We start from the raw sequence: 10,574 nt of genomic DNA on the forward strand, positions 1-10,574 counted from the left end.
AATATTCGGTTATGAAACATATTAAAATCACAACACTGCTTGTCGTTACAGTCAGTATGTTTGCCAGCTGTGACTTTCTGAATACTTCGGAGTCAACTTATTACGACCGTAGCGAACTATTATACGACCCTTCAAAGGTTACACAGTTGTGTACCGAGGTCTATAGTTACTTGCCCAACGGATTGGAAGGCATTGGTGGTGCCATGCATGATGCTGCTACCGACGATGCCATTCATATCAACAACACGGCTGCTATCCAGCGTTTTGTCAATGGAAGTTGGTCGCCCAATTATGTCGTTGATGATGTTTTTGCCCATTACTACAAGGCAATTCATGATGCAAACTTCTATTTGGAGAACTGCCTGGGCCTCACATTTGAGGATTGGAAATATACAGATGGCTTCCAAGACACTTATACAAGCTATCTCAACTACCAGTATGAAGTGAGATGCCTGCGTGCTTTCTACTACTTCGAATTGGTCAGACGCTATGGCAATATCCCATTGCTAACAAAGACAATCACCAAGGAAGAGGCACAAAAGGCAGCGCCTGTTTCGGCAGAAAATGTGCTTCGTTTCGTCATTGATGAATGTACCGATGTGGCTCAACATCTTCCTGCAAAGACAACGACACTCCCCGGAGGAGCTGCCAACATGCAGCGTGTCAGCAAGGGAGTAGCCCTGGCATTGAAATCAAGAGCAACGCTCTACCTTGCCAGTCCGCTATTCAACACTTCGGGAGATGTTGCAAAATGGGAGGCTGCTGCCACTGCAGCGTTTGACGTTATCCGTCAGGCTTCAGCCTTTGGTTATGCTCTTGACAATGATTATAAGAATCTTTTCGGTGCAACCAACAATCAAAGTTCCGAGGTTATCCTTTGTTGTCCTGAGGGAAAGACCACGCATTTTGAATCTGCCAACTATCCCATTGGCGTTGAAAAAGGTTCAGGTTACACCTGTCCGACAGAGAATCTGGTCAGCGCTTACGAGATGTCAGACGGAAGTTCGTTTGATTGGAACAATCCAGCACAGGCTACTAATCCTTATAAGAACCGCGACCCACGTCTTGAAATGACTGTAGTGTTCAACGGAATGCAATGGCCTGCCAAGATTCCAGTGGAGACTTATCATGGCGGACGTAACGGACAACCACTTCTCAATGCTACAACAACAGGTTATTATCTGAAGAAATATCTCAATAACAAGGTGATATTTGAGGCTGGAAAGAACACCAACAGCTTCGATCATAACTGGATATTGTTCAGATATGCCGAGATTTTGCTGAACTATGCTGAAGCAATGGCCGAGGCCTATGGCCCAGACCAGGTGGTAAGTCCGTTCACAATGAGTGCACGCGAGGCCGTAAACCTTGTCCGTTCCCGCAAGAATGTGAAGATGCCTGATTTTCCAACAGGAATGTCAAAGGCTGATTTTCTTGCTCGTTTGCGCAATGAACGACGCGTGGAACTGGCTTTTGAGGGACATCGTTTCTGGGATTTGCGTCGCTGGAAAGCCCTTGGTGACATGAAGGATATCTATAAAGTGAATATCGAAAGGCGGGCTGATGGCACGCTGACTTTCGCAAAAGAAAAGCTCTGCACGTATGAGATAACCGACAAGATGTATTTCTATCCCATCTCGAATGCAGAACGCTATAAGAACACTAACTTGAAACAAAATCCCGGTTGGGGTGAGTAAGCGGAGTAATCTTTCTCTTGCTGTTTGCGTTAGTGTCATCAATTGACTTTACAAGTATCTCTAAATTCTTTATCTTTGTTTCGGGGGCGAGCAACTATTTGCTTTCCCCTCTTTTGTTTTCTGTTGCAAACAACGATGCCGAATAAACTAAGATTGCATGCGATTTCACAGTTGCGTTCCTTTTGTTAAAGTCAATCATGAATGTTTACAAATGCTTTCAAATCGTTCGCGTATTTGAAACGCGTTTGCTCCTCGCTCTGAATATGCGCCGTATTCTATCATTTTGTAATTTGTTGACTATCAATAGATTATGAAGTTTGATGCAAAATGTAGGGCAAAATCGCATTGCCAGGCATTGCAATTTGTATCAAATTGCAATGTAATTTCTATCAGATGAGCTTCTCATTTCATTCAAATGGCATTGTAATCTCCGTCATGTTGCGCGCTAAAGTGACTGGAATTACCACGCAAGAAGAAAGAAGTGAGGATACCGAAGCCGTGAAATGGGTTCGCATTCGCACAAAAAGCATATTCTGATTTCTATTTGATGAACGCTCGAAGTGTTAAAAACCATGTGGTAATGTTTACAAAATCGAGAGATTTCAGAGGTCTTCTTTGAGGCGCATTTGTGGCAAGCAGATAGTCAATACAGAGGTTGTAGCCCGTCATTGTAACTGCTGGTCTGCAATCTTCTCTTGCAGATAAATACCGACTTTGCAACAAACTTTAACGCTGTTGCAGGACTAATTTGCAGAGAAAAAGCTAACTTTGAAGCATATCACCTTTGAACATGGCGTAATACCAAACGTAAAAATAGAAATCTATGTCTGCAATTCTTTCTGTCATTCCTGTTATCCTGCTGTTCGTTCTGATGCTCGGACTGAAGCTGGCAGGCCATAAAAGTGCCGTCATCACGCTGTGCGTCACGATTATTCTGGCGCTTGTGGCTGCCCCACAACTCGGCATGTTGCCTGACGCTTTCAAGGCTTCGGGCATCTTTGAAGTAGTGGGGTGAAGCATTGTTGAGGGCATGCTCAAAGCCGTTTTCCCCATTCTCATCATCATTCTGATGGCTATCTACAGCTATAATATCCTTGTGGAAAGTAGGCAGATAGAGGTCATTAAGCGGCAATTCACCGCTATCACGAGCGACAAGGGCATTCTTGTCTTGATGCTTGTCTGGGGCTTTGGCGGATTGTTGGAGGGCATGGCAGGTTTCGGAACGGCTGTAGCCATTCCTGCAGCCATATTGATTGGCCAGGGTTTCAAGCCTATGTTCTCGGCGCTTGTGGCTTTAATCGGCAACACGGTAGCCACGGGTTTCGGTGCTGTTGGTGTGCCGGTGACGACCCTGTGCAATGAGGTAGCATTGGGAGGGGCAGCTCCTGTTGAGGCCATTTGCGAAACATCGTCGTTTGCCGTCATTCAGTTGGCACCGCTTTTTATCCTGCTGCCGTTTATCATTCTGACGCTGACCGATCGCAAAGCCATTGTGAAAAACATCATACTTTCACTCTGGGTGGGTGGCATTTCAGTTGTCGTGCAGTATCTTTGTGCCCATTTCTTAGGTTCTGAAACGCCTGCAATCATCGGCTCTGTGGCAGCTATTCTCGCCATACTTCTCTATGTAAAGCTCTTCGACCGCAAGGGACGTGAGGGCTTGCCGACTGCGCGTTATTCGTTGGGTGAGACCTTCAAGGCATGGAGTGTCTATCTCTTTATCTTGCTTCTCATTTTAGTTTCGGGTGCACTCTGCCCACCGGTAAACGATTTTCTGAAGTCACATCTCGTTTCAAAAGTTGCCATTCCCGTCATCGGTTCAACGTTTAAGTTTGGTTGGATAAGCAATGCGGGACTCATGTTGTTCCTTGGAGCCACGATAGGTGGATTGATACAAGGACTCTCTTTCGGTCGGATGATGCGGATATTAGCCCGAACAACAGTCAATTTGAAGAACACTATCATCACGATTATCTGCTTGATTTCGTTGGCATCGGTCATGAACTACAGCGGTATGATCAGTGCTATCGCTTCGGGACTTGTTGCGATTACGGGTGGTTTCTATCCCTTCTTTGCTCCGCTTATCGGTGCTGTTGGTACGTTTGTCACGGGTTCTGACACTTCTTCGAATATTCTCTTTGCCAAATTGCAGGCCAATGTTGCAGGGCAGTTAGGTTTGACGGGGTACTCCACTTTCTACGGAGTGCCGGGCACGGAGACCAATTGGCTTGTGGCTGCCAATACGACTGGTGCCACAGGAGGCAAGATGATAAGTCCTCAGAGCATAGCCATTGCCACGGCAGCCTGCGATATGCAGGGCAAGGATGGTGAGATATTGCGTTCTGCTTTGCCTTATGCTATCGGGTATATAGCCTTGGGTGGACTGATGGTTTTCCTTGGATTGTAAGCCCTTAAACTCACTTTTAAAGTCCAATTTGCAGGAGTTGAGCTTTTATTTTGTAATTTTGCAGTCAAACAAAGCTACTGTTTTATGAAGCAAGTGAATAAGAAACTGGTTCGTGGTTGCTACGATTATCTCATCATTGCATTAGCAATGGTTGTGGGAAGTCTTGGTTGGATGGTCTTTCTTTTACCCCATAAGATAACTATCGGAGGTCTTCCAGGTATATCTTCTGTGGTGTTTTGGGCTACAGGAATACGCGTTCAATACACCTATTTGGCTATAAACGTCGTCTTGTTGGCAGCAGCCTTGAAAGTGTTAGGACTTAGATTCTGCATTAAAACGATTTATGCCGTGAGCATTTTCGCCGTGTTTACAACCCTTTGGCAGAGTGTAATTGGCTCGCATATCATGTTTAAGAACGAGCCGTTTTTAGCCTGTGTAGTAGGGGGATTACTATTGGGTTTGGGCACGGGTTTTAGCCTTTTAAGTAATGGAAGCACGGGTGGTTCCGACGTGATTGCAGCCATAATACATAAGTATAAAGACATATCTTTGGGGCACATTATACTCATTTGTGACCTCTGTGTCATATCATCCAGTTACTTAGTTATAGGCAGTTGGGAGAAGGTTATCTATGGATATATCGTGCTCTTTGTTATGTCTTACACCGTGGATCATGTCATAAATGGCTTTAGAAGGTCGGTACAATTCTTTGTAATCTCAGAGAAATATGAAGAGATAGGGCGTCTAATTAACAATGAAGCCAATCGTGGTTGCACGGTGATTGATGCTCATGGATTCTATACAGGCAAAAAGATGGGAATGTTATTCATTATTGCTAAGCAGAACGAAAGCTACAATATATTCCGTATTATCGATGATGTCGACCCCCAAGCCTTTGTGAGTCAGAGCGCTGTTTCAGGCGTTTATGGTTTAGGTTTCGACCGAATGAAAGTGGGAAAGAAGCATTTAAGTAAAATGAATAAAGATTGATTTGCAGGCAAATGATAAATTATGACGAGATAAAAGACAAGCGCATAGCACTTCTTCTCTCTGGAGGAGTCGATAGTAGTGTGGTGCTTTATGAAATGGTTAGCCATGGCTTGCACCCCGACTGCTTTTATATCATGATAGGACCCGAGGAGAAAGAGGAGTGGGATTGTACGAGTGAAGAAGACTTAGAGATGGCAACGGCGTTGACAAAACGCTTTGATTGTCAGCTGAAAGTCATTGATTGTCACAAAGAATACTGGTCAAAGGTGACACGATACACAATGGATAAGGTGAAGATGGGATTCACTCCAAACCCTGATGTCATGTGTAATCGTCTCATAAAGTTTGGCGCTTTTGATGAGAAGATTGGCTTTAATTACGACCTCATTGCTACCGGACATTATGCCCAAACTGAATGGAGTGATGGGCGGAAATGGCTCATAACGAGTCCCGATCCCATTAAAGATCAGACGGATTTCCTGGCACAAATCTATGATTGGCAACTGAAAAAGGCAATCTTTCCAATAGGAAACTTTGAGAAAAATGACGTGAGAAAGATTGCTGAACGCGAACATCTTATTAATGCAAAGCGCCGAGATAGTCAAGGCATTTGCTTCTTAGGAGACATTGATTACAATGAATATGTGAGACGATATCTTGGAGAATGTGTCGGTGATGTTATCGAATTGGAAACTGGAAAGAAGATAGGCGAGCACAAAGGACTTTGGTTTCACACCATAGGTCAACGCAAAGGACTTGGGTTTGGAGGCGGTCCTTGGTTCGTGGTTAAAAAGGATGTGGAGCATAATATCCTTTATGTTAGCCATGGATATGACCCAGAAACCGCTTACAAACAAAGCTTTAAGATTCATGATTTCCATGCCGTAACGTTCTGTTCTGAGGGTGTTGCTCTTCCCGATCTCCCCGAACGAATCACCTTTAAGATACGACACACGCCCGAATATCTACCTGCTAAGCTTGAGAAAACAGGCGAACAATCTTATATTATCCATGCTGATAGTAAGATACATGGTGTTGCTCCCGGTCAATTTTGCGTGATTTATGACGCTGAACACCATCGTTGTTATGGGTCAGGAGAAATCACTTTGTAAACCAGTAAATACATTTCACGAAATGGATAAACTGAAATCAAACGAAGAACAGATACTTATTCGCATCACAGGGCAGGACCGTCCAGGCCTAACTGCAGCCGCAATGGAGATTCTTGCGTGTTATAATGCGCGCATACTCGATATTGGTCAGGCCGACATTCATAGCACTTTGTCGCTTGGAATCCTTATTCGCATCGATGAGTTACATTCTGGTCAGGTGATGAAAGAATTGCTTTTTAAGGCTGAAGAGCTAAATGTGAACATAGGATTCTCGCCAATTTCCGATGACGAATATGAGTCGTGGGTTGATCATCAGGGTAAAAACAGATATATACTAACGGTGATTGGTCGCACGCTTTCAGCCAAACAGATAGCTGCAGCAACAAAGATTATCGCAGATCAAGGCTTAAATATCGACTTCATTCGACGCATGACAGGGCGTATAAGCATAAAACATCCTGAAAAAAATGTGCGTTCTTGCATCGAATTCTCATTGAGAGGAAATCCCAAAAATCGTTCACTCATGCAGTCAAAGCTAATGCATTTGGCCTCAGAACAAGAGATAGACTTCTCTTTTCAGCGTGATGATATGTACCGACGCATGCGGCGTTTGATCTGTTTTGATATGGACTCAACGCTTATTCAGACTGAATGTATCGACGAATTAGCTATGCGTGCCGGGGTGGGCGATAAGGTAAAAGCCATTACCGAGCGTGCAATGAGAGGCGAAATTGACTTCAAAGAGAGTTTCACTCAACGTGTTTCACTGCTCAAAGGGCTTGATGTTAGCGTGATGAAAGATATCGCAGACCACCTTCCTATCACTGAAGGTGCCGACCGATTAATGTCAGTTTTGAAGCGATGTGGATATAAAATAGCCATCCTAAGCGGTGGTTTTACCTACTTTGGTGAGCAGCTTCGGCGCCGTTATGGCATTGATTATGTCTATGCAAATGAACTTGAAATCGACGAGAATGGTAAGCTTACAGGACGTTATATCGGTGATATTGTCGACGGAAAGCGTAAGGCTGAGCTGCTAAAACTCATTGCTCAAGTCGAACAAGTGAATCTCGCGCAGACGATAGCTGTAGGAGATGGCGCCAATGATTTACCCATGATATCGGAAGCCGGCTTAGGAATTGCGTTTCATGCAAAGCCTCGTGTGAAAGCCACGGCACAGCAATCAATCAATAATATAGGACTCGACGGCGTGCTTTATTTCCTTGGTTTCAAAGACAGTTATCTGGGAGAACAGGGCAAACTCTAAGTGCTTTTACCCCAAGCACTAACATTTCACCTTATTATATTAAGCAACAGACCTTGCAAGTGCTATCTAATCGCTTGCAAGGTCTATTGTTGTTACGAGATGAAGCACATGGCATCAGCCGCTTGTTCGGCGTTTGCCATGCTTTCTTTTGCCAGTTTTTTATTCCAATCCCACTAATAAACCATCTTGGATATCAATGCGTTCAGCTTGTGGATGACGTGGAAGTCCAGGCATACGCATAATATCTCCTGCGATAACTACAATCATTTCCGCGCCTGTATTAATGACAAGGTCACTTATTGTCAATGTAAAGTCCTTGGGAACTCCATATCGTTTGGAGTCATCGCTTAATGAATATTGCGTTTTTGCAATACAAATCGGGAAGTGTTCAAGCTGCCATTGCGAGATGCGTTCAATCATTTTAAGCGCTTGTTTCTTAAATACTACCTTCTTGGCACCATAGATTTGTTTAGCCACTGCTGTAATCTTATCTTGCATTGTGTCTGTATCTGCATAGCAATAAGTAATGTCTCGTGATGGATTTGCAGCGATTTCGTCGACAGCCAGACGCGCTAAGTCCATACATCCCTCACTACCTTTCATGTAAGCCTCGTTCAATGCAAAGCCAATTCCTTTTTCTTTGCAGTGTTCACTGACGATAGCAATCTCTTCATCTGTATCACTTCCAAAGCGGTTTAGCGTCACAATAACCGATTGACCCATGTGTTGCATGTTTGCAATATGCTTGTCAAGATTCTCCAATCCCTTACGAATATGTTCACAACATCCATTCTCTGGGTCGCCCACTTGCATGCCTCCGTGCATCTTTAAGCCCATGATGGTGGCCACCATAATCGTGAGTCGGGGTTGTATTCCGGCTTTACGACACTTGATATCTATAAACTTTTCTGCTCCCAAATCAGCCCCAAAGCCTGCTTCTGTGACTACAAAGTCGCCAAAAGTCATGGCCATTTTTGTCGCTAAAACACTGTTACAACCATGTGCAATGTTAGCAAACGGACCACCATGAATAAAGGCTGGCGTTCCTTCTATAGTCTGAACGAGGTTCGGATTGAGTGCATCGCGCAGCAAAACTGTTATGGCTCCGCCCACACCGAGGTCTTTTACACAGAATGGTTTGTTGTCAAGCGTGACGCCTAATAGGATATTATCGATGCGTCTTCGAAGGTCTTCTTCGTCTGTTGCAAGGCAAAGTATGGCCATAATCTCACTGGCTGGCGTGATGTCAAAGCCACTTTCACTTAACAAACCATTGGTTTTGGGCCCCAATCCTGTGGCGATAGTTCTCAAGTTTCGGTCGTTCACATCAAGCACTCTGCGCCAAAGCACCTCCTTCAATGCAAAGCCTTCGTCGTGATGTTGATAGAGATAATTATCAAGCAAGGCTGCAATCATGTTGTGAGCAGAGGTGATTGCATGGAAATCTCCCGTGAAATGAAGATTAATTTTGTCCATAGGTAGCACCTGAGCATAGCCTCCTCCCGTTGCACCGCCTTTCATACCGAAGCATGGACCCAGTGAAGGCTCGCGCAAAGCAAGCACAGATTTATACCCCAATCGATTTATTGCCATCGACAAACCGATGCTAACAGTGGTCTTTCCAATACCTGATTTCGTTGGACTTATTGCTGTAACAAGAATCAAATTGCTCTTGTTTACGCGGTCTTTATCTATGAGATGATAAGACACTTTGGCTATATATTTGCCATAGTTCTCAAGTTCTTCGTTAGGGATGTCAATCTTGTCAGCAATCTTTTCGATAGGTTGAAGCTGGCATTCGCGGGCGATTTCGAGTTCGGTTTTCATTTTTATTCAGTATGTTCTTTATGAATTCAATCTGCCAATGATAGGGTAGAATGTGACAAATCCTTTTTATAGGCGGTATAAAAAGACCGCAGCTTTGTCACACTTTCAATCTCGTCATGACTACATTTCTGGCAAAATAGCAAACAGAATGTCATGCAGTGATGATAAATTTGCTGTAAAAGTGCCTATTGATAGTGTTCGATAGTGTTTCGATAGCTATTTTTTCATTAGCCATAATGAGGTTGCAAAGATACAAATATTCTTGTGAATAAGATGATTTGTGAATTATATTTTGTTCACAAATCATGGATTTTTCTTTTGTATTTCGGTTCTTATTCTGGTCAAAGAAAATGGAACAATCATTTGATATATCCATTTCAGCGCTATAAGCATTGTATTTTCGATAGCCCAGGGTTGGCAAACGATAGTGCAGGCTACCCTGGGATAATGTATGGTTTACGTGGAACAACGCCATAGGTGTTACGCTTTCTAAGCGTAATTTGCCATTAATCCTATCGCCATAACCATGCTTTCTCAAAAAAAGCTCAACACCGATGGCGTTGAATCTCCTTGAGGATGCTTACCCAGGGTAGGCGAGGAACGAGCCTACCCTGGGCTATCAAAAGAACAACACCTACAGCGTTGCACCATGAGGGCATTGATATTGCCAAACACATGTATCGATAAATCATCATAATAAACATGGTATCGTCGATTAACAAAACTTATTTTTGCGAACAATTATTCAATTATGGTGATTCATGCTCATCCCCGTATTCTTTTCATCCATAGCGAATAACAAAATGATTTGATGCAAATGGTCTTGCAATTAGACGTATTTCATGCGATGAAATGAGGCAGATTGCGCGGTGGTTTGACGCATTTTGTTTTGTCGCTAAATGCTTTCTGTTGAATTGAATGAAACGGATTGGTTTACAGAGTGTTTCGTCTTGTGTCCTCGTTTTGACGGAAATAGGTTGTTTCGCCTATTTTATTTGTTAATTATTCAATATCTTATGCAACGTAGTTCGATTTGCATTAGAGTTTAATGTATGTAACAATATGTAATTAATATGGCTAAAAAATGAGATGTTTATATCCAAAAGTTGATTAAAAATGATTTTTTATTATAAATATTTGGTGGTTATATAGGAAATCATTACTTTTGTATTTGCAAATAAATGTTTTATTCATTTTATTTTATTAAAACTTAATATAAAACCATTAACAGTTTAGTTAAATAGAGTACAACTGGAGATGATTAATTAAATAAA

At 43.0% G+C, this 10,574-nt stretch carries 6 protein-coding genes and 1 pseudogene; 5 read left to right on the forward strand and 2 right to left on the reverse strand.

Annotated elements, in window-relative coordinates:
- Positions 1 to 11 precede the first annotated feature (11 nt).
- The 5 genes and pseudogenes from HMPREF9420_RS10790 to serB all read left to right on the forward strand — a co-directional run bounded on the left by HMPREF9420_RS10790 (position 12) and on the right by serB (position 7,473).
- Complete coding sequence (locus HMPREF9420_RS10790; RefSeq protein WP_007135721.1) at positions 12 to 1,697, forward strand: RagB/SusD family nutrient uptake outer membrane protein; 1,686 nt, start codon at positions 12 to 14, stop codon at positions 1,695 to 1,697.
- An 823-nt stretch (positions 1,698 to 2,520) separates the two neighbouring features.
- Positions 2,521 to 4,104 (forward strand): annotated as a pseudogene (locus HMPREF9420_RS10800) (L-lactate permease).
- Between the two features lie 84 nt (positions 4,105 to 4,188).
- Entirely contained in the window at positions 4,189 to 5,094 is a 906-nt protein-coding gene (locus HMPREF9420_RS10805; protein WP_007135727.1) for a YitT family protein, read from the forward strand.
- A gap of 11 nt (positions 5,095 to 5,105) precedes the next feature.
- Positions 5,106 to 6,206, forward strand: a complete 1,101-nt coding sequence (gene mnmA, locus HMPREF9420_RS10810; RefSeq protein ID WP_007135728.1) for a tRNA 2-thiouridine(34) synthase MnmA — start codon at positions 5,106 to 5,108, stop codon at positions 6,204 to 6,206.
- Positions 6,207 to 6,228: 22 nt separating this feature from the next.
- A complete protein-coding gene (gene serB / locus HMPREF9420_RS10815; RefSeq protein ID WP_044078933.1) occupies positions 6,229 to 7,473 on the forward strand; it encodes a phosphoserine phosphatase SerB in 1,245 nt (414 codons plus the stop codon).
- A gap of 159 nt (positions 7,474 to 7,632) precedes the next feature.
- Here the strand turns inward: serB and HMPREF9420_RS10820 are convergent, their stop codons facing one another.
- Together HMPREF9420_RS10820 and HMPREF9420_RS14430 are read right to left on the reverse strand one after the other, a co-directional pair.
- Positions 7,633 to 9,300 (reverse strand): formate--tetrahydrofolate ligase, encoded by a 1,668-nt coding sequence (locus HMPREF9420_RS10820; RefSeq protein ID WP_007135730.1) that lies wholly within the window; start codon positions 9,298 to 9,300, stop codon positions 7,633 to 7,635.
- Positions 9,301 to 9,451: 151 nt separating this feature from the next.
- Entirely contained in the window at positions 9,452 to 9,775 is a 324-nt protein-coding gene (locus tag HMPREF9420_RS14430) for a hypothetical protein (protein WP_211207525.1), read from the reverse strand.
- Positions 9,776 to 10,574: the final 799 nt, after the last annotated feature.

This window comes from Segatella salivae DSM 15606, assembly GCF_000185845.1.
In the GTDB taxonomy this organism is placed as follows: Bacteria; Bacteroidota; Bacteroidia; order Bacteroidales; family Bacteroidaceae; genus Prevotella; species Prevotella salivae.